At 71.8% G+C, this 19,504-nt stretch carries 17 protein-coding genes; 9 read left to right on the top strand and 8 right to left on the bottom strand.

Annotated features, from left to right (window positions below):
- Positions 1–83: 83 nt before the first annotated feature.
- From RR3_RS01485 to RR3_RS01470, 4 genes are all read right to left on the bottom strand, one after another.
- Positions 84–569 carry a hypothetical protein gene (locus RR3_RS01485; protein ID WP_026138004.1) on the bottom strand — a complete coding sequence of 162 codons (486 nt, stop codon included), beginning with the start codon at positions 567–569 and terminating at the stop codon, positions 84–86.
- A complete protein-coding gene (locus RR3_RS01480; protein ID WP_017681747.1) occupies positions 566–2,149 on the bottom strand; it encodes an alpha/beta hydrolase in 1,584 nt (527 codons plus the stop codon). The genes RR3_RS01485 and RR3_RS01480 overlap by 4 nt, the downstream gene beginning before the upstream one ends.
- A 183-nt stretch (positions 2,150–2,332) precedes the next feature.
- Positions 2,333–4,855, bottom strand: coding sequence for an ABC transporter permease (locus RR3_RS01475; protein ID WP_017681746.1), 2,523 nt, complete (start codon positions 4,853–4,855; stop codon positions 2,333–2,335).
- Between the two features lie 13 nt (positions 4,856–4,868).
- Positions 4,869–5,627 (bottom strand): ABC transporter ATP-binding protein, encoded by a 759-nt coding sequence (locus tag RR3_RS01470; protein WP_026138003.1) that lies wholly within the window; start codon positions 5,625–5,627, stop codon positions 4,869–4,871.
- 127 nt (positions 5,628–5,754) lie between these two features.
- Here RR3_RS01470 and RR3_RS01465 point away from each other — a divergent pair, with 127 nt between their 5' ends.
- Both RR3_RS01465 and RR3_RS01460 read left to right on the top strand, forming a co-directional pair.
- Positions 5,755–6,525 (top strand): deoxyribonuclease IV, encoded by a 771-nt coding sequence (locus RR3_RS01465; RefSeq protein ID WP_026138002.1) that lies wholly within the window; start codon positions 5,755–5,757, stop codon positions 6,523–6,525.
- Positions 6,526–6,572: 47 nt separating this feature from the next.
- The gene (locus RR3_RS01460; protein ID WP_010592384.1) at positions 6,573–7,172 is read left to right on the top strand and encodes an AMIN-like domain-containing (lipo)protein; all 600 of its coding nucleotides are present in this window, start codon (positions 6,573–6,575) and stop codon (positions 7,170–7,172) included.
- 9 nt (positions 7,173–7,181) lie between these two features.
- Here the strand turns inward: RR3_RS01460 and RR3_RS01455 are convergent, their stop codons facing one another.
- On the bottom strand, positions 7,182–7,643 hold the full coding sequence (locus RR3_RS01455; protein ID WP_010592385.1) for a PPOX class F420-dependent oxidoreductase: 462 nt from the start codon (positions 7,641–7,643) through the stop codon (positions 7,182–7,184).
- Between the two features lie 201 nt (positions 7,644–7,844).
- Between RR3_RS01455 and RR3_RS01450 the strand changes: the two genes are divergently transcribed.
- The 3 genes from RR3_RS01450 to RR3_RS01440 all read left to right on the top strand — a co-directional run bounded on the left by RR3_RS01450 (position 7,845) and on the right by RR3_RS01440 (position 11,171).
- Positions 7,845–9,746 (top strand): ABC transporter ATP-binding protein, encoded by a 1,902-nt coding sequence (locus tag RR3_RS01450; RefSeq protein WP_017681744.1) that lies wholly within the window; start codon positions 7,845–7,847, stop codon positions 9,744–9,746.
- Complete coding sequence (locus RR3_RS01445) at positions 9,743–10,258, top strand: mycothiol transferase (RefSeq protein ID WP_010592388.1); 516 nt, start codon at positions 9,743–9,745, stop codon at positions 10,256–10,258. The genes RR3_RS01450 and RR3_RS01445 overlap by 4 nt, the downstream gene beginning before the upstream one ends.
- 109 nt (positions 10,259–10,367) lie before the next feature.
- Positions 10,368–11,171 (top strand): DUF1206 domain-containing protein, encoded by an 804-nt coding sequence (locus RR3_RS01440; protein WP_010592389.1) that lies wholly within the window; start codon positions 10,368–10,370, stop codon positions 11,169–11,171.
- A 46-nt stretch (positions 11,172–11,217) separates the two neighbouring features.
- Here the strand turns inward: RR3_RS01440 and RR3_RS01435 are convergent, their stop codons facing one another.
- From RR3_RS01435 to RR3_RS01425, 3 genes are all read right to left on the bottom strand, one after another.
- A complete protein-coding gene (locus RR3_RS01435; protein ID WP_082752451.1) occupies positions 11,218–13,128 on the bottom strand; it encodes a DEAD/DEAH box helicase in 1,911 nt (636 codons plus the stop codon).
- A 70-nt stretch (positions 13,129–13,198) separates the two neighbouring features.
- Entirely contained in the window at positions 13,199–14,239 is a 1,041-nt protein-coding gene (locus tag RR3_RS01430; protein WP_017681742.1) for an SDR family oxidoreductase, read from the bottom strand.
- The gene (locus RR3_RS01425) at positions 14,236–14,808 is read right to left on the bottom strand and encodes a TetR/AcrR family transcriptional regulator (protein ID WP_017681741.1); all 573 of its coding nucleotides are present in this window, start codon (positions 14,806–14,808) and stop codon (positions 14,236–14,238) included. Before RR3_RS01425 ends, RR3_RS01430 begins: the two co-directional genes overlap by 4 nt.
- Positions 14,809–14,929: 121 nt before the next feature.
- Here RR3_RS01425 and RR3_RS01420 point away from each other — a divergent pair, with 121 nt between their 5' ends.
- The 4 genes from RR3_RS01420 (at position 14,930) to RR3_RS01405 (ending at position 19,438) form a co-directional block, all read left to right on the top strand.
- The gene (locus tag RR3_RS01420) at positions 14,930–16,204 is read left to right on the top strand and encodes a TrpB-like pyridoxal phosphate-dependent enzyme (RefSeq protein WP_010592393.1); all 1,275 of its coding nucleotides are present in this window, start codon (positions 14,930–14,932) and stop codon (positions 16,202–16,204) included.
- Positions 16,205–16,352: 148 nt separating this feature from the next.
- Entirely contained in the window at positions 16,353–16,784 is a 432-nt protein-coding gene (locus RR3_RS01415; protein WP_017681740.1) for a DUF8548 family protein, read from the top strand.
- Positions 16,785–16,847: 63 nt separating this feature from the next.
- Complete coding sequence (locus RR3_RS01410) at positions 16,848–17,477, top strand: phosphoribosyltransferase (protein ID WP_010592395.1); 630 nt, start codon at positions 16,848–16,850, stop codon at positions 17,475–17,477.
- Between the two features lie 158 nt (positions 17,478–17,635).
- Positions 17,636–19,438, top strand: a complete 1,803-nt coding sequence (locus RR3_RS01405; RefSeq protein ID WP_010592396.1) for an AMP-dependent synthetase/ligase — start codon at positions 17,636–17,638, stop codon at positions 19,436–19,438.
- The last annotated feature ends 66 nt before the right edge of the window (positions 19,439–19,504 follow it).

Below are 19,504 nucleotides of genomic sequence, written 5' to 3'. Positions count from 1 at the left end.
GCACGGCGAGGTGGGGACACCGCGAGCGAGAAGGGACACGCCGCGGTCGAGCAACCGCGCGGGCGGTGCCGGACGAGCCCGGACTACGGCGGCTCGGGGTAACACCCCACCGTCAGCCCCACCGTCGCGGCGAGATTGCTGCCGAACGCGATGACGGAACCGTCCGCGGCAAACATCCGGATCTCGAGCCCCGTCCCGACCGGTATGGACCGGGAGCCGTGGAATCCGCTGCCCGCCAACGATTCCTCGAACACCCGTGCCGCCCGCTCCAGCTGCCCGGCCGGCACGGGCCGATCGGAGAGCAGCGCGGGGAGGAACACCGTGGTGCCCGCCGAGCCGTCGGGCAGTTCGCAGTAACCCGTCGTCCCCCGGGTCGACTGCCGGAACTGCATCTCCGGGAATGCGCGTGACAGGGCGGCGGTCGCGTCGTGCCGGACCCGGGTGTAGTACTCGACGGCACCGGCGCGGTCCGCGGCCACCGGCTCGGGCACGGCGACGGGGAACGGTCCACCCGCGCACCCGGCGACCACCAGCGCCAGCATCGGCACACCGAGCCGCACCCCCCTCATCGCACCACTCGATCCGTGAGCCCGCCGGCGACCGCGGCGACGTTGTACAGGCTCATCGTGCCGTCGTTCAGGTACTCGCTGTGCCCGGTCGAGCCGAGACGCGGCCGGCCGGACGCGTCCGGCCCGGCGTCGCTCGACAGCTGGGTCACCCCGTCGAGGAAACTCGGATCGCCGTCGAACGTGCCGAGGTCCCCGACCGGGTCGCGGTCGGCCTCGACGAGGTACGCCGCGCCCGGTGGCACCCCCAGTTCGGCGACGTCGTCGGTGCCGATGCCCGGGGCGCCGAGGAACACGGCGGCATCCACACCGACGCCCTGCTGCAGCGCCAGCCCGGTGGCGAGAGCGCCGTAGGAGTGACCGACTGCGGTCACGTGCGGATCCCGCTCGGCGCGCAGGCCGTCGAGGAATCCGGCGAGCCGCGGGGCGGCGCGGACCGCGGCGAGGTCGGAGACCGGGCTCGACTCGGTGCGGGCGAGGCCCCAGCCCCATTGCGGCACCTGATAGTTCAGCCAGGTCACGGCGGCGACCGACTCGGCGCCGCGGCCCGCCGCCTGCAGTTGGCGCTCGGTCTCGTCCTTCAGCGCCGCCATCCGGCTGTCGTATCCGGCGAGATGGCCCTGCACGGTGGACCCGGCGCCCGGGGTGAAGACGGTGACGTGGTCGGCGGTGTCGACATCTCCGACCGCCACGGCGGCCATCGCTTCGCGGCCCGAGAGGTCGAGAGTCAGCAACTGCCGTGCCGGCCGGGACAGCGCCACCTCGACGGCGTCGAGCGCGGCGATCTTGTTGCGGGTCTGGGCGAGCCCGGCGTCGGCGTTGCTCGTCAGTCCGCCGAACGGAGCGGCGTCGAGCTGGGCCTGCAAGCGGGCGGCGACCGCCTCGAGCCGGTGCCGTTCGGCCGCCAGCTGCGCGCGGTTGGCCAGGTCCCGCACCGCGGCGGGCACCCCGTCGAGGTTGCCGATCCGCTCGGGCGCCGAGGCGGCGAGCCACGTGCGCTCGCCGTCGTCGAGTCCGGCCCACCATGCCGCCACCTCGGCCGCGGCCGTCCCGGCTGGCGGCACCACGGCGGTGGGTGCGGGTGCAGCGCGCACGGCACCGAAACCGAGCGGACGGGACGCCGGTTCGTGCACCGTCCCGGCGAGATCGGCCGCGGCCCACCGATCGAGCGCCTCGGCCCGGTCGAGGACCGCCCGGATGCGGGCCTCGGCCTCGTGCCGGTGCGAGTCCGCGTCCGGTCCCGGGCCGGCCGTGACGGTTCCGTCGTCCCGCACCGTCAAGGCCCGGTCCCGGGCCCAGCGGGTGGCGTCGTCGAGTTCCGCGCGCAGCGCCCGCAGCCGCGGTGCGCACGATGTCGCGCAGCGGCTCACCTCGCGATACGCGTCGGACCGCCGCGCGATCTGCTCGGCGACGTCACCGATCCGCCGCTCGGCGGCGGCGTGGGCGATGCCCGACCACTGTCCGCCGAACCGTCCGGTGATCTGTGTCCCGATCCGCTCGAGTTCCCCCGCGTGCCGGTCCAGCACCGTGCCGAGACCGTCCAGTGCATCCGGGTCCCACTGCTGCAACTGCCGAAGATCCATCGATCCACCCCCCTGGCGCGGCAGCCTAACCGGCCGCGCGCCCGCCGCGGCGCGATGCGACCCTGCGGCGGGCGAACTGTGGAGAAACGGTCCGGGTGTGGACAACTCGCGACCGGCACGGGCGGCCGGACGCCGTCCGCCCCCGGTGCGTGGCACCGGGGGCGGACGACGAGGACTGCGGCGTCAGATGTCGGAGATCGCCTCGAGCGGCGGGGTGCGCGCGGCGCGCACACCCGGCCACAGGGCGGCGAGCACCCCGACGACGGCCGAGCCGACGAGCATGCCGAGCACCTGTCCCCACGGGACGGCGATTTGGTCGAGGCCCTGATCGGCCAGGGTCCGGACGAAGCCCCAGCCGAACGCCAGACCCAGCACCAGACCGACGACCGCCCCGAACACCGCGATGAGCATCGACTCGAGGTAGATGGTGCGGCGGACCTGGACCCGCTGCATGCCTACCGCGCGGAGCATGCCGATCTCCCGGCGGCGTTCCACGACGGACAGCGCGAGGGTGTTGACGATGCCCAGGATCGCGATGACCACCGCCAGCGCGAGAAGCCCGTAGAGCACGGCGAGCAGGGTGTCGATCTGGGCGGCCTGCTGGCCCTTGAACTGCTCCCGGTCGAGCACCTGCACCACGACGAACTGTTTGGTGGCGTCCTCGAGGGCCGCGCGGATCGCATCCGGGTCGCTGCCGGCCGCGGTGTCGACGAACACCACGAAGTCCGCGCGGGAGGCGGGGGCGGTGAACTCCTGGTAGACCTCCTCGGAGACGACCCACGAGCCGAGCAGCTGGTTGTCGGCGAAGATGCCGCTCACCGTCGTGGCGACGTCCTCGCCGTCGCGGCTGGTGAGGGTGACCACATCGCCGACCCGCCAGCCCTTCTCCGCGGCCGTGGTCTGCGACACCAGCAGGTCGGTGCCGGCGACGTCCTCCCGTCCCTCGACGACGTCGACCTCGAGCACGTCGCCGAGCGGCCCGGACAGCGCGACGCCGAACGTGTCCTCGTCGCCGATGCGCGCCGGGACGCCGTGCATCGCGACGGTCTCCTCCACGCCGTCGGCGCGGGCGGCCGCCGCGGCCGCCCCCACGGGCACCCCGATCATCTGCGGTCCGGTGAGCATGAAGTCGGACTTGACGCCGGTGTCGACGAGCGAGTTGACGCTCGCCTTGGCGGACGCGCCGAACACCCCGATCACGGACACCAGCATCAGGCCCAGGGTCAGGGCGAACGCGGTGGCGGCGGTGCGGCGGGGATTGCGCACCGCGTTGGTGCGCGCGAGCCGGCCCACCGCTCCGAACGGGCGGGCGACGACCGCGCCGAGCCCCGCCACGAACGGCCGCGACAGCGCAGGCGCCGCGAGCAGGACCGCGATGATCAGGGCGAACGCCCCGATGCCGACGGTGGAGGCCGCGCCCCCGCCGGTGCCCTGGGCGCCGACGACGACGACGGCGGCACCGACCACGGCGGCGACGGCCCCGACGACGGTGCGCATCCGCAGCGACTCGACGGTCGCGGTGGACTCCTCCCGCATGGCCGCGACCGGCGCAACCTTGCTCGCGCGACGGGCCGGGGCGTAGGCGCTGACGACGGTGACGACGATGCCGATGAGCAGGGCCACGAGCACGGTCCGCGGTGCGAGCTGCAGGGGACCCGAGGGCAGGCCGACGTCGAACGCGTTGAGCGCGGCGCGCAGCCCGTAGGCCAGGGCCACGCCGCCGACGATGCCGAGGGCGCTGCCCACGACCCCGACGACCAGCGCCTCGAGGGTCACCGACCGGCCCACCTGGCTGCGGCTCGCCCCGATCGCCCGGAGCAGGGCGAGCTCCCGCAGGCGTTGCGCGACGATCATCGAGAAGGTGTTGTAGATGATGAAGGTGCCCACCAGCAGCGCGATCGCGCCGAACGCGAGCAGGAAGTAGTTCAGGAAGCTCAGGGCCTCCTCGATCTCGGTCTTGATCTCCTCGCTCACCTCGGCGCCGGTCTGGACCTTCTGGTCGGGCACGGCGGCGGCGATCCGGTCCCGCAGCTCGTCGGCGGGCACTCCGTCCCCGGCGACGTCGATGTACTGCACGTGGGTGCCGTCGGTGAACAGGGCACGGGCCTGGTTCTCGGTGAACATCGCCCCGACGTAACCGCCGGTGTCGGTCTCGACGTCGTAGATGCCGCTGACCGTGACCGGAACGATCCCGGCCGACGCGGCGAGGATCTTTGTCGGGTCACCGACGGACAGACCGGCGCGTTCGGCGGCGCTCGAGTTGAGCGCGATCTGGCCGTCCGCGGCGGGCGGCCGGCCGGCGACGAACTCGGTGGGATCACCGAGCTGCTGGTCGGGCGGCAGATAGGCGGTCCCCTCGCTGGGGGCACCGCCGGTCTGGATGGCCGCCCCCTCGGAGTCGAGGACGATGACCGGCCCCTCGAACGCCGGCACCACGGTTCGCACACCGGGGACCGCGGAGACGACCGCGACGTCGGAGTCGGGGACGCCGCTCGAGCCCTGCTGTTCGCTGCTGACGCGGACGTCGACGCCCTTGGCGGCGTCGGCGAAGAGGTCGTCGAACGTGCGCTGCAGCGTGTCGGTGAAGACGAAGGAGCCGGTGACGAACGCCGTGCCGAGCACCACGGACAGAACGGTCAGCAGCAGCCGCACCTTGTGGGCGGCGAGGTTGCGCAGGGCAACCCTGCGGATGGGATTCGCGCTCATGGTCGGCTCGCCCCTACTTCGCCGTGGGCACGACGACGGCGTCGAACTGCTTCATCCGGTCGAGGACCGACTCGGCGGTCGGGTCGCGCATCTCGTCGACGATGCGCCCGTCCGCGAGGAACACCACGCGGTCCGCGTAGCTGGCCGCCCGGGGGTCGTGCGTGACGATCACGACGGTCTGCCCGAACTCGTCGACCGCGGCCCGCAGGATCGACATCACCTCACCCGAGGAGCGGGAGTCGAGGTTACCGGTGGGCTCGTCACCGAAGATGATGTCGGGCCGGCCGGCGAGCGCGCGAGCGCACGCCACCCGCTGCTGCTGACCGCCGGACAGCTCCCCCGGCCGGTGATCGAGCCGGTCGCCGAGCCCGAGACGGGTCACGACGGTGTCCAGCCATTCCCGGTCGACCTTGCGACCGGCGATGTCGACGGGCAGCGTGATGTTCTCGAGGGCAGTGAGCGTGGGCACCAGGTTGAACGCCTGGAAGACGAAGCCGATGCGGTCGCGGCGCAACTGGGTCATCTGCTTGTCGGACAGGTCGGTCAGATCGGTGTCCCCGAGGACCACCGCACCGGACGTGGCGGTGTCGAGGCCGGCGAGGCAGTGCATCAGCGTCGACTTCCCCGAACCCGAGGGGCCCATGATGGCGGTGAACTCCCCCGCCGCGAACTCCGCGTTCACCCCGTCGAGGGCGTGGACAGCGGTCTCACCGGTTCCGTAGATCTTGATCAGGTCGATAGCGCGCGCGGCGGTGGCGGTGTGGGCTGGCATGTCCACCATCTTCCTGACTTTTCCGACGAGGCACCATCGGGGACGTCCCGGATTCCTCGGGGCCGGATCTCGGGGTGACGCGCGGCGGGGTGCTGTGGCGGCGCCGCCGGGCGCTACCGTCGAGATCATGCGGATAGGAGCACACGTCCGGCAGGACGACGATCCGATCGGCCGCGGCGAACGATACGGCGCAGACCTGGTGCAACTGTTCCTCGGCGAGCCCCAGGGGTGGACGAAGCCGGGCACGCATCCCCGGCAGGAGCAGATCCGTGCGTCGGATGTCGCGGTGGTGGTGCACGCCCCCTACGTGATCAACGTCGCCAGCACGAACAACCGGTTGCGGATGCCGTCGCGCAAGGCCGTGGCCGAGCACGCGGAGGCGGCCGCCCGGATCGGCGCCTTCGGCCTGGTGGTGCACGGCGGCCACGTCCGGTCCGGGGAGGAGATCGCGGCGGGGGTGGAGAACTGGCGCAAGTTGTTCGAGCGGCAGGAGGACAAGGGCGGGTTCGCGGTACCCGTCCTGATCGAGAACACCGCGGGCGGCGACTTCGCGATGGCGCGGCACGTGGATGCCATCGCCCGGTTGTGGGACGCCGTCGGCGACTACGACGTCGGCTTCTGCCTCGACACCTGCCACGCCTGGGCGGGCGGCGAGGACCTCGTCGACGTCGTGGAACGGGTCCGGGCCGCGACCGGCCGGATCGACCTGGTCCACCTGAACAATTCCCGCGACGGCTTCGGCTCCGGCCGGGACCGCCACGCCGGCATCACCTCCGGCACGATCGATCCCGACCTGTTGGTGGCCGTGTGCCGGGCGGCGGACGCCCCGGTCGTCCTCGAAACCCCGGCGGAGGGAATTGCCGAGGACATCGCCTACCTGCGCGAACTCCTGGAGTGAGGCCCGCTTCCCGGAAACCGCTCCGTCACAGCCGTAACATCTTCCCCATGAAGCACGCCCGGATCGCCGTCGTCGCCCTCGCCCTGGTCCTCGCGGGCTGCTCGGACGCCGACAGCCCTGCGCCGTCCGCGTCGGCGAGCACCGCCACCTCGTCCGTCCCGTCCGGGTCCTCGTCGGGGTCGACGGACTCGTCGCGTGAGGAGCCCGCCCCCACCGACGCGGCGGACAAGACGTCACCCGCCTCGGCGGACGCGAAGCTGACCGTCACCGAGATCCGCACCGGCCGGCACGAGAACTTCGACCGGGTCGTGTACGAGATGGGCGGGACCGGCACCCCGGGATGGCGCGTCGGCTACGTCGACCGGGCGGTGCAGGACGGCAGCGGCAACGACGTGACCGTCGCCGGCGGCGCGATCCTGCAGGTGCTCATCGACGGGTCCGCGTACCCGTTCGACAGCGGTGTCGAGCCCTACTCCGGCCCGAACCCGGTGCTCGCGCAGCCGGGCGGCTCGGTCGTCGAGGTCAACGGCTCCGGGGTGTTCGAGGGCGTGACCCAGTCGTTCATCGGCGTCGCCGAGCCGAACACCCCGTTCGACGTGTACACGCTGACGAACCCGACCCGGCTGGTCGTAGACGTCGCGCGCTGATCCCGCGGTTCAGACCCGGCCGGGCGGGAAGCCGCCCGTCGCCACGGGACCCCAGTCGTCGACGGTGATGCGGATCAGGGACTTGCCCTGCGTGCGCATGGCCTCCCGGTACTCGTCCCAGTCGGGGTGCTCCCCGGCGACGGCGCGGAAGTACTCGACCAGCGGCTCGACCGAATCCGGCAGGTGGATCACCTCGGCGGTGCCGTCGATCTGGACGTACGGGCCGTTCCAGTCGTCGGAGTGGATCATGATCGACACGGCCGGGCGGCGGCGGATGTTCACGACCTTGGCGCGTTCCGGGTAGGTCGCGATCACGATGCGGCCGGCGTCGTCGAGCCCGCACGTGACCGGGGACATCTGCAGCCGGCCGTCGGACCGGGTGGTGACCAGCGTGCCGCGGTGACGCGGGCGGACGAACTCGAGCAACCGGTCACGGTCCACGCGGTCTGCGGTTGCGATCTTCGGTGCCATGCTCCCGACCCTACGTCCGCGGCCGCGACGACGACGAGCCTTCCTGTCGGAGTGGCCGGGCAGAATTCCCCCGGCGGGACGCGACCGCGCCGACGGATCCGGTGGTGACGACACGGTCGCGTGGCCCCGCGCGACCTACCCTTGACCTCGAGTCCACTCGAGGTTCTACGGTCGGGCGACCGACTTCAGGAGGCTCCCCACATGAGCATGGAAGTGACCGCGTGGAACGCGATGTACAACGCGATGCACGCGCAGAGCGACCGGCGCCCGTTCTCGCGCGCCAGCCTGCGCCGGATCGCCGAGTTCGCCCGCCCCCACCGCCGCAACATCGGCATGTACCTGCTGCTGAGCGTCGTGATCGCCGCGCTCGGAGTGGCCACCCCCGTGTTGGCCGGCCGAGTGATCGATGCGATCGTCGACCGCGCCGACCTCTCGGTGATCACGTGGCTGGCGGTGCTGATCGCCGCGATCGCGCTCGTCGAGGCCGGCCTGGGGATCCTGAACCGCTGGCTGTCCGCGAGTATCGGCGAGGACCTGATCCTCGACCTGCGCACCACCGTGTTCGACCATGTGCAGCGCATGCCCGTCGCGTTCTTCACCCGCACCCGCACCGGCGCCCTCGTCAGCCGGCTCAACAGCGACGTGATCGGTGCCCAGCGGGCCTTCAGCGACACCCTCTCCGGGGTGGTCGGCAACCTCGTCACCCTCGCGATCACGCTGGTGGTGATGATCGGCATCTCGTGGCAGATCACGCTGCTCGCGCTGCTGCTGCTGCCGATCTTCGTGGTGCCCGCCCGGCACATGGGCGTACGACTCGCCCGACTGAATCGTGAAGCAGCCAACCACAATTCGATGATGAGCACCCAGATGACGGAGCGGTTCTCCGCGCCCGGGGCGACGCTGGTGAAGCTGTTCGGACGCCCGTCGCAGGAATCGTCGGAGTTCGCCGTCCGGGCCCGCCGGGTGCGCGACATCGGGGTGAAGACGGCGATGCTGCAGTCGGTGTTCGTCACCGCTCTGACGCTCGTGTCCGCCCTCGCGCTGGCCCTGGTCTACGGCCTCGGCGGCTTCTACGCGCTGCGCGGACAACTCGAGCCGGGCGCCGTCGTGGCGATGGCGATGCTGCTCACGCGGCTGTACTCGCCGCTGACCGCGCTCGCAAGCGCCCGCGTCGACGTGATGAGCGCGATGGTGAGCTTCGAGCGGGTCTTCGAGGTGCTCGACCTGCGGCCGCTGATCCAGGAGGCGCCCGACGCCCGCCCCGTCCCCGACGGTCCGGTCGCCGTCGAGTTCCGGCACGTGGACTTCGCGTACCCCTCCGCCGACAAGGTCTCGCTGGCCTCGCTGGAGGAGGTGGCCACCCTCGACACCCGCGGCGGCGCACCGGTCCTGCACGACGTGAGCTTCCGGGCCGCGCCCGGGCAGATGGTGGCCCTGGTGGGTTCCTCCGGCGCCGGCAAGTCCACCATCGCGCAGCTGGTGCCGCGGCTCTACGACACCGACGCCGGATCCGTGCTGCTCGGCGACGTCGACGTGCGCCGGCTGACGACCGCCTCGATCCGCGGCGCCGTCGGCATGGTGACCCAGGACGGGCACCTGTTCCACGACACCGTGCGGGCGAACCTGCTCCTGGCTCGCCCGGAGGCGACCGAGGACGAGTTGTGGGACGTACTGCACCGGGCCCGGCTCACCGAGCTGATCCGCTCCCTTCCCGACGGCCTGGACACCGTCGTCGGCGAACGCGGGTACCGGCTCTCCGGGGGTGAACGCCAGCGGCTGACCATCGCGCGCCTGCTGCTCGCCCATCCGCGGGTGGTGATCCTCGACGAGGCCACCGCGCACCTGGACTCGACCTCGGAGGCCGCCGTGCAGGAGGCGCTCACGGAGGCGCTGGCCGGCCGGACGGCGGTGGTGATCGCGCACCGGTTGTCGACGGTCCGCGCGGCGGACCTCATCCTCGTGGTCGAGGACGGCCGCATCGTCGAGCGCGGCACCCACGCCGAACTGCTTGCCGCCGACGGCCGCTACGGCGAGCTGTACCGCACCCAGTTCGCCGATTCAGGACCGAAGATGTCCGCAATGGCCCCGACACTGGGCACATGACGACGAACGAGACCGACCTGCTGCTCCTCCTGCTCGACACTCAGCGCACCGCGTTCCGCAATGCGCTGTCCGGCATGACCGAGGACCAGGCCCGCAGTGCACCCAGCGCCTCGACGATGAGCCTGGCCTCACTGCTGAACCATGTGATCGACGGCGAGGTCGCGGCCGCCGACCGCATCTCCGGAACCGAGTCCCGCGACCCCGACCCCGTCGCGGCCTGGACGGCCGGGTGGGAGGTGCGCGACGACGAGACCGTCGCGGGTCAGCTCGCCCGGCTCGACACCGTCGCAGCTCGCTTCGCCGACGTGCTGCGGGCGGAGCCGGACCTCGGCCGGGTGGTGGACCTGCCGGAGAGCATCGCCCGCTGGCTGGACCAGGGCGTGCCGCTGAGTGTCCGCTTCCTGGTCCTGCACCAGATCGAGGAATGGGCCCGGCACGCCGGCCACGCCGACATCATCCGCGAATCCGTCGACGGGGCCACCGCCGACGTCCTGGCGGGCCGGGTCCGGTAGCCGGCACCGGCGAACCCGGACGGCGCCCCGCAGCCGCGATAGGCTGCCCGTAGGCACCACTGCCCGGGCGCCCCGGCGCCGTCGCCGCGAGATCCTGGAGGCCTGTCGCGTGACCGGACAACAGACCAGCACGGGCGCTGCGGGCGCCGCTCAGCACCCGATGTTCGAGAAGGTGGCGCGGGCCGGACAGGCCGCGAGCGGGGTGGTGCACCTGCTGATCGCGTACGTCGTGATCCAGGTTGCATTCGGCGATCCGGCCAGCGCCGATCAGTCCGGCGCGCTCCGCCAGCTCGCCGCCCAGCCCGGCGGCAGGATCGTCCTGTGGGTCCTGGCCGTGACGCTCACCGCCCTGGCGGTGTGGCGCCTGGTCGAAGCCGCGGTGGGCAAACGCTCGGACCTCGAGAAGCCCTCGGCCCTGGACCGGGTCAAGACCCTCGGGGTCGCTGTGGCCTACCTGGCGCTGGCGCTGACCGCGTTCCAGTTCGCGCGGGGCAGCGGCAAGTCGAGCAGTGAGCAGAACGCCGGATTGAGCGCCCGGTTGATGCAGTCCGGCGGCGGCAAGGTCCTGCTCGTCGCGGCCGGTCTGGTGATCATCGGCATCGGCGCCTACCACGTCTACAAGGGCGCGGCGAAGAAGTTCCTCGACGACCTGCACCGCGGGCGGCTGCCCCGGTACGCCGAGCCGCTCGGTGTCGTCGGGTACGTCGCGAAGGGCCTGGCGATCGCCGGTGCCGGCGTCCTGGTCCTCGTCGCGACGTTCACCGCCGACCCGTCCAAGGCGACGGGACTGGACGGTGCCCTCAAGACGCTGGGCACCGCCCCGTTCGGTCAGATCCTGCTCGTCGCGGCCGGTCTCGGCATCGCCGCGTACGGCGTGTACTGCTTCGTCCTGGCGCGGTACGGGAAGATGTGAGTCTCGCGGGCGCACTCAGGTGCGCCCGCGATCACCACCGGTGCCCTCAGTCGCGCCCGCGATAGCCGCCGGTGCCGTGTCCACCGGACTGCCCGCGCTCGCCCGAGCGTTCCCGGAAGCCACGGTGCGGCTTGTCGCCGCGCCCGCCGAAGTCCTTGCCGCGGCCGCCGCGATCGCCCCAGTCCTTCTTGCCGCCGTACTCCCTGCGCTCACCCTGGCGGCGCTCCCCGCGGTCGTCGCGCGGACGGTAGGACGACGGGCGGCCCGACGGGGCCCCGCTGTCGGGCTGCAGCTGGATCAGCACACCCGAGATGCGGGTGCCCCGCAACGCCTCGAGCGTCTCCGGCGACAGGTCCTTCGGCAGCTCGACGAGGCTGTGATCCGGGCGGATGCTGATGTGCCCGAAGTCGCTGCGGCGCAGGCCGCCCTCGTTGGCGATGGCGCCGACGATCGCGCCGGGCACCACCCGGTGGCGCTTGCCCACGGCGATGCGGTAGGTGACCAGTTCCTGCCCGTCCCGCCCGACACGGGACGCACCGTCGTCGTCGAACCGGCGCGGCGGCCGCTCCCGCGGCTCGCGTTCGCGCCGCGGCGGTGCCACGGGCTCGGGTTCGGCCTCCATGAGGAACGACTCCCCGTCGCGGGAGAGCACCGCGAGCGCCGCCGCGATGTCGGCGAGAGGCACGTCGTGCTCGCGCTCGTAGTCCTCGACGAATCGCCGGAACAACGCCAGATGGTCGGAGGTGAGCGCCTCGGTGATGGAGTCGTTGAACTTCTCGACGCGCTGGGCGTTGACATCCTCCACCGACGGCAGCTGGATCTCGGTGAGCGGCTGCCGGGTGGCCCGCTCGATCGCCTTGAGCAGGTGCCGCTCGCGGGGGGCGACGAACAGGAGCGCGTCACCGCTGCGGCCGGCCCGGCCGGTGCGGCCGATGCGGTGCACGTAGGACTCGGTGTCGTGCGGGATGTCGTAGTTCACGACGTGGCTGATGCGGTCGACGTCCAGGCCGCGGGCCGCGACGTCCGTCGCGACGAGGATGTCCAGCGCGCCGCTCTTGAGCTGCCCGATGGTGCGTTCGCGCTGGGCCTGGACGATGTCGCCGTTGATCGCGGCGGCCGAGAAGCCCCGGGCCCGCAGCCGCTCCGCGAGGTCCTCGGTGGCCTGCTTCGTCCGGACGAAGATGATCATCGCCTCGAACTGCTCGACCTCGAGAATCCGGGTCAGGGCGTCGAGCTTGCGCTGGTGCGACACGAGCACCCAGCGCTGGGAGATGTTCGCCGACGTCGTCGTCTTCGACTTGACCGTGATCTCGACCGGGTCGTGCAGATACTGCTTGGACAACCGGCGGATGGCGCCCGGCATGGTCGCCGAGAACAGCGCGACCTGCTTGCTCTCGGGGGTGTCGGCGAGGATCCGCTCGACGTCCTCCTGGAAGCCCATGGTGAGCATCTCGTCGGCCTCGTCGAGCACGAGGAACTCGAGCTCGGAGATGTCGAGGGTGCCCTTGGCGAGGTGATCGATCACACGTCCGGGCGTGCCCACGATGACCTGCGCGCCCCGGCGCAGCCCGGACAGCTGCACGCCGTAGCTCTGGCCGCCGTAGATGGGCAGCACGTGCAGACCCGGGATGTGCGCCGAATACTTGCCGAAAGCCTCGGCGACCTGCAGGGCGAGCTCGCGGGTGGGCGCCAGGATCAGCGCCTGGGGCCGTTTCACCGCGGTGTCGATCCGCGACAGGATCGGCACCGCGAACGCGGCGGTCTTGCCGGTACCGGTCTGCGCGAGACCGACGACGTCGCGCCCCTCCAGCAGCGGCGGGATGGTGGCCGCCTGGATCGGCGACGGGTTCTCGTAGCCCACATCCGAAAGCGCCTGCAGCACACGGGCGTCGATGTCGAGATCGGCGAACGTGGGGGTGGCGGTGTCGGCTTCGGGGTCTTGCACAGTATCACTCATTTGACCTGCAGTTTATCGGATGGACGGCCATGACCCCTCCACAGCGCCCGGACGGGGGTCCCCGACCACCCTATCCGCCCGCCGAACCCGGCGCCGTCGCCGCCAGATGGCGGGCCCACAGCCGCAGCGCCGGCCGCACCGGCGGGTACTCGAGTCCGTGCCGGCGGGCGAGGGCGGCGGCGGACGCCGTCGGGTAGGTGTCGGCGCTGAGAAAGCTCAGGGTCTCCTTCTCCGCACCGGTCACGCGGGACGGCAGCGCCCGCAGCACCGCCACGGGTATCCGCCGGCGTGGTGCGGGGACGCCGAGTTCGTCGGCGAGCAGGGCGACGAGTTCGGGCAGCGGAGGGGTGGCCTCGTCGAGGACCCAGTAGGCCTGCCCCACCGTCTCCGGATCGCGCGGCACCAGCGCCAGGAACCGGGCCAGATGGTCGACGGTGACGACGGGCAGCACGGTGCGCCGGGAGCCGGGCACGGCGCGCAGCTGCCCGCGGGCGAGTTGCACGACCAGCTCCGCGAGACCGAGGTACTGATCGGCCGCCCCGGTGCGGGAGTCGCCGATCACCGTCCCGGGATTGACGACCGTGAGGGGAACCCCGAGTTCGGCGGCGAGTGCACGCACCACAGCGTCGGCTTCGATCTTCGACGCCTCGTACGCGCCGAACCTGCGGTAGGTGCGCCGCCGGTGCCGCCGGGGCCACGGCGCCGGCACGGCCGGGTACGCCGCGACCCGGTAGCCGCTGACGTGCACGAGCCGGCGCGCGCCCGCCACCGCCGCGAATCGGGTGATCTTCGCCGCCAGAACGACGTTCACCTCCCGCGCCGCGTGCGCGGTCATCCCGAAGGCGAACGCGGCGGCCAGGTTGTAGACGTCACGCACGTCCGCCGGCGCGGGATCGAGGGCGAGCTCGGCGGCGTCCGGGTCGAACACGTGGACCGAGAGCCGGTCGAGCGGCACCCCGTCGGCGGCGAGCCGGTCGCGCAGGCGTGCCCCGGACTCCGCCGAACGCACCGCGGCGACGACGAGGACGTCCCCGTCGGGGCCGGTGAGCAGGTCCCGCAGCAGTCCGCGGCCGAGGAACCCCGTCGCCCCGAAGACCACCGCGGCGCTCATCGTCCGGCTCCGACGAGGTCGAGTGCGACCGCGCGGGCGTCCGCGAGGGGGGCCACGTCGTGCCTGGCACGGGCGACGGTGGTGGCGCCCTCGACGAGGCTGACGATCACCCCGGCGAGCCGGGTGGCATCGGGTACCCCGTCGCGGGCGAGCACGCGCTCGAGGATCACGCGCCACGATTCGTAGACGCGGGCGCAGCTCTGCTGCAGCACAGGGTTGTCGGCGGCGGCGTCGACGGCGACGGCGACCACGGCGCAGCCGGCCGCGAACCCGGACCCCTCGAGCCTGGCCGCGAGGTCGTCGAACACCGCGGCGACGATCTCGGCGGCGGTCCGCCCCTCGGCCAGCAACTCCTCGAGCAGGCCGGTGAACTCCGCGCCCACCCGGTCCAGGGCCGCCACGACGAGTTCGTCCTTGCCGCCGGGGAAGTGGAAGTACACCGAGCCGCGCGGCGCTCCGGAGGCGTCGGTGATGCGGCCCAGCCCGGTGCCGTGGTAGCCGCGGGACTGGATCAGATCCAGCGTGGTGTCGATCATGCGCGCCTTCGTGCGCGCTCCCTTGGTGGTCACCCCTAAATAATAGACCGGTCTACATATTTCTGTCGATGCCGACGGACCTGGCGCGGCAGCCCGCATGCGACGGAAGGCACACTGAACCCGTTCCACTCTCGTAAGACGAAAGGACCGTCCGGTGTCGGAGCCCGTCAGCATTCCCACCCACTGGTACAACATCGCGGGAGATCTGCCCGACGCCCCGCCGCCGCACCTGCATCCCGGCACGAGGGAGCCGGTCACGGCCGCCGATCTCGAACCGCTGTTCGCCGCGGGGCTGATCGAGCAGGAGCTCTCCACCGAGACCGACATCGCGATCCCCGAGCCCGTCCGGGAGGCGTACGCGACCTACCGCACCACGCCGCTGCTGCGGGCCCGGTCCTTCGAGCGGGCGCTCGGCACCGCCGCCCGCATCTACGTCAAGTACGAGGGCGTGAGCCCGGTGGGCAGCCACAAGACGAATTCGGCTCTCGCGCAGGCGTACTACAACTCCGTCGACGGCGTGAAGAAGCTCACCACCGAGACCGGCGCCGGCCAGTGGGGCAGCGCCCTGTCGTTCGCATGCGCCAAGTTCGGCATCGACCTCGAGGTGTGGCAGGTGCGCGCCTCGTACGAGTCCAAGCCGTACCGCAGGCACCTCATCGAGGTGTACGGCGGCACCGTGCACTCGAGCCCGTCGGACCTCACCGCGTCCGGCCGCAAGGTCCTCGACGAGCAGCCGGACACCCCCGGCTCGCTGGGCATCGCCGTGTCCGAGGCCGTCGAGGTCGCCGCCGGCGATCCCGCCGCCCGGTATGCGCTCGGCAGCGTGCTCAACCACGTCGTGCTGCACCAGACCGTGATCGGCCTCGAGGCCGTCGAGCAACTGCGTGCCGCCGGCGAGGAGCAGGCCGACGTCGTGTTCGGGTGCGCCGGCGGCGGCTCCAACCTCGCGGGCCTGTCGTTCCCGTTCCTGCGCGAGGTGCTGCACGGCCGTGCCACCACCCGGGTGGTGGCGGCCGAGCCCGCCGCGTGCCCGTCCATCACGCGCGGCGAGTACCGCTACGACCACGGCGACATCGTGGGCCTGACCCCGCTGCTCAAGATGCATACCCTCGGTCAGGATTTCATTCCCGATCCCATCCACGCCGGTGGGCTGCGCTATCACGGCATGGCGCCACTGCTGAGTCACACCGTCGAACTGGGATACGTGCAGGGCACAGCCGTGGCGCAGACCGACGCCTTCGCGGCGGCGGTCGAGTTCGCCCGCACCGAGGGCATCGTGCCGGCCCCCGAGTCGGCCCACGCGATCGCGGCGGCCGCCGAGTACGCGCGGACCGTGACCGAACCCGAGGTGATCGTGATCGGGCTGTCGGGGCACGGGCAGCTCGACCTGCCGGCCTACGCCGCCTACCTGCACGGCGAGCTCGGATAGCAGCTCGGATAGCGCTGCCGGCGTGTCTTCCCCCCTGTGATCGGGGGGAAGACACGCCGACGAACGCTGTGATGCAACACACTGCCGGTCATCGGCGATACACCTGTGGAACCGCTTCATCGCGCGATGTCACCACCGGGAGGCCCTGATGCCCGACGCAGCCGACAACCTGGCCCTGCGCCTGCTCGACGCAGTGCACCGCACCCGAGGGATAGACCCTGGGATCGTCACCGATCGCTACCGGGCCTACCGGGCGGCGCAGAGCGCGGACGCCGGCCACGACGGGATCCGCGCGCTTCTGCGTACCTTCGAGGAGACCGGCGGCAGCGCCCAGTGGGCCGGCAAGGTCGGGCACTACCGTCGTCGCTACAGCCCCGAGGACGCGCCCATCGCCGCCGACACCGTCGAACTGGCCGCCGATGTCCTGCACCGGCACGGCGTCGACTCGGTGGACGACCTCGCCGGCACGGACGACACGACCCTCGCCGACGAGTGGCAGCGGGCCGGGGGCGACCCCGCCGTCTGGCAGCCGCTTCTCGACGCCCTGCGCCCGGCCCGGGCCCTGTCCGGCGTCGCCTGACCGACCCCCGCGGGCCGCGGCAAATCCGCCCGGCCACCCGTCGGCCGGGCGCATACTCGACGCATGCGTTATTCCGGCCGTCCGGAGGCCGGGCGGCGGCTGGCCCGGTCGGTTGCCCACCTGCGCGAGGCGAACCCCGTGATCCTGGCGCTCCCCCGCGGCGGGATCCCCGTCGCACGGGAGGTGGCACACGCGCTCGACGCCCCGCTCGACGTACTCGTCGTGCGCAAACTGGGGGTGCCGTGGCAACCGGAACTGGCGATGGGCGCCATCGCCGAGGGCGGCTTCCGCGTGCTCAACGAGGACGTCATCCGTATCGGCCGGGTGGCCGAGGACTCGATCGAACGGATCGAGGCCCGCGAACGCACCGAACTCGACCGTCGCGCCCGGCTGCTGCGCGGCGGCAAGGAGCGCACGTCGCTGTCGGGACGCACGGTCGTCCTCGTCGACGACGGCATGGCCACCGGCGCGACCGCCGCCGTCGCCTGCCTGGCCGCGCGGGAGTCCGGGGCCGAGCGGGTGGTGCTGGCGGTTCCCGTGGCCTCCCCGGAGGCGGCGCGACGCGTCCGAGCGGTGGCCGACGAGGTGGTGTGCCCGTTCACGCCTGCCGACCTGGGCAGCGTCGGGGCCGCGTACGACGACTTCCATCAGCTCTCCGACGACGAGGCCGCCCGCCTGCTCGAATCCGCCTGAGCACCTGCCGCGCCGACCGGTATCCGTGTCCAGAATTCACAGTTATATCTACAGGTCAGCGCGAAAAGGCTACAAATCGGGCACCCCCGCTGCTGCATTTTCCAGCCTCGTGTGATGCAATGCACATCCACAAGTGGAAAATTGATGGAGGGGTCACCGTGAAAGAGTTTGCCGTGCCACAGTCGTTCTCGATCCCCGAGGACGCATCGATGGCGGAGGCCGTCTTCCGGCACGAAAAGGAGTCGCCGACCTGGGTGCCGTTCGAGCGCCGGATCGACGGCCGGTGGGTCAGCGTCACCGCCGCCGAGTTCGCCGCCCAGGTCCGCGGGGTGGCCAAGGGCCTGATGGCGTCCGGGATCGAGCTCGGTGACCGGGTCGCGATCCTGTCGAGCACGCGCTACGAGTGGGTCCTGATCGACTACGCGATCTGGGCGGCCGGTGGCTGCACCGTCGCCATCTACGAGACCTCCTCGGCCGACCAGGCCCAGTGGATCCTCGAGGATTCGGGGACCTCGCTGCTCGTCGTCGAGAACGACGGCCACGCCCGAACGGTTGCGACGGTGGCCGAGGCCGCGCCGGCCCTGCGCGAGGTCCTGCAGATCGAGGGCGCACCGGGCGCCAAGAGCGCCGTCGACGAGCTGATCGCCCGGGGTGCGGCGATCACCGACGCACAGCTCGAGGAGCGGCGCCACCAGGTGCGGGCCGAGTCCCCCGCCACACTGATCTACACCTCGGGCACCACCGGCCGCCCCAAGGGCGTGCAGCTGACCCACAGCAACCTGTGGGCCGAGGCCGCCGCCGTCAAGCTCGCCCTCCCGAACTCCATGGTGAGCGGCAAGCGGACCCTGCTGTTCCTGCCCCTCGCCCACGTGTTCGCCCGCGAGATCTCGTTCGGCGCCTTCGAGCACGGCGTGACCGTCGCGCACACCTCCGACCTGACCACGCTGCTCGACCAGCTCGGCGAGTTCAAGCCGAACTTCATCCTGTCGGTCCCGCGCGTGTTCGAGAAGGTCTACAACTCGGCCAAGCAGAAGGCGTACGACGGCGGCAAGGGCAAGATCTTCGAGAAGGCCTCCGACACCGCCATCGCGTACAGCGAGGCGCTGGACAAGGGCGGGGCCGGCCTCGGCCTGAAGATCAAGCACTTCGTCTTCGACAAGCTGGTGTACAGCAAGCTGCGCGCGGCCCTCGGCGGCGAGTGCGAGCAGGCGGTCTCCGGCGGCGCCGCCCTCGGCGCGCGCCTGGGCCACTTCTTCCGCGGCGTCGGCATTCCCATCTACGAGGGCTACGGCCTGACCGAGACCACGGGTGGCGTCACCCTCAACACCCCCGAGCACCAGCGGGTGGGCAGCGTCGGCCGGCCGGTCAACGGGCACGCCGCACGCATCGCCGAGGACGGCGAGCTGCTGCTCAAGGGCCCCGCGGTGTTCGGCGGCTACTGGAAGAACGAGAAGGCCACCGCCGAAGCGATCGTCGACGGCTGGTTCCACACCGGTGACATCGGCAGGATCGACGAGGACGGGTTCGTCCACATCACCGGCCGCAAGAAGGAGCTCATCGTCACCGCCGGCGGCAAGAACGTCGCCCCGGCCGTGCTCGAGGACGCGCTCCGGGCACACCCGCTGATCAGCCAGGTCATCGTCGTCGGCGACGCGAAGCCGTTCATCGGCGCGCTGATCACCCTCGATCCCGAGGCCCTGCCCGGCTGGAAGGAACGCCACGGCATCGCCGCCGACGCTCCGGTCTCCGAGCTGCTCGGGCATCCCGACCTGATCGCGGAGATCGACGCCGCGGTCGCCGAGGGCAACAAGAAGGTCTCCAACCCCGAGCAGATCAAGAAGTACCGGATCCTCGAGGTGGACTTCACCATCGAGACCGGCGAGCTGACCCCGACGCTCAAGCTCAAGCGCAACGTCATCCACGAGGCGCACGGCACGGCGATCGAGGCCATCTACTCGTAGGGCCATCTACTCGTAGGGCCATCTACTCGTAGGGCCATGCCCCGGCTGAGCGAATGCATCCTCCAC

The organism is Rhodococcus ruber NBRC 15591 (assembly GCF_001894945.1).
GTDB lineage: Bacteria > Actinomycetota > Actinomycetes > Mycobacteriales > Mycobacteriaceae > Rhodococcus > Rhodococcus ruber.
This window is presented reverse-complemented; position numbering and strand designations above follow the sequence as displayed.

Bases quoted from the DNA above. Each gene is read 5' to 3' on its own strand.
- RR3_RS01480 (WP_017681747.1), bottom strand. From the start codon at position 2,149: ATGGATCTTCGGCAGTTGCAGCAGTGGGACCCGGATGCACTGGACGGT.
- RR3_RS01455 (WP_010592385.1), bottom strand. From the start codon at position 7,643: ATGGCACCGAAGATCGCAACCGCAGACCGCGTGGACCGTGACCGGTTG.
- RR3_RS01470 (WP_026138003.1), bottom strand. From the start codon at position 5,627: ATGCCAGCCCACACCGCCACCGCCGCGCGCGCTATCGACCTGATCAAG.
- RR3_RS01430 (WP_017681742.1), bottom strand. From the start codon at position 14,239: ATGAGCGCCGCGGTGGTCTTCGGGGCGACGGGGTTCCTCGGCCGCGGA.
- RR3_RS01435 (WP_082752451.1), bottom strand. From the start codon at position 13,128: ATGAGTGATACTGTGCAAGACCCCGAAGCCGACACCGCCACCCCCACG.
- RR3_RS01410 (WP_010592395.1), top strand. From the start codon at position 16,848: ATGCGTTATTCCGGCCGTCCGGAGGCCGGGCGGCGGCTGGCCCGGTCG.
- RR3_RS01460 (WP_010592384.1), top strand. From the start codon at position 6,573: ATGAAGCACGCCCGGATCGCCGTCGTCGCCCTCGCCCTGGTCCTCGCG.
- RR3_RS01485 (WP_026138004.1), bottom strand. From the start codon at position 569: ATGAGGGGGGTGCGGCTCGGTGTGCCGATGCTGGCGCTGGTGGTCGCC.
- RR3_RS01445 (WP_010592388.1), top strand. From the start codon at position 9,743: ATGACGACGAACGAGACCGACCTGCTGCTCCTCCTGCTCGACACTCAG.
- RR3_RS01415 (WP_017681740.1), top strand. From the start codon at position 16,353: ATGCCCGACGCAGCCGACAACCTGGCCCTGCGCCTGCTCGACGCAGTG.
- RR3_RS01450 (WP_017681744.1), top strand. From the start codon at position 7,845: ATGAGCATGGAAGTGACCGCGTGGAACGCGATGTACAACGCGATGCAC.
- RR3_RS01465 (WP_026138002.1), top strand. From the start codon at position 5,755: ATGCGGATAGGAGCACACGTCCGGCAGGACGACGATCCGATCGGCCGC.
- RR3_RS01475 (WP_017681746.1), bottom strand. From the start codon at position 4,855: ATGAGCGCGAATCCCATCCGCAGGGTTGCCCTGCGCAACCTCGCCGCC.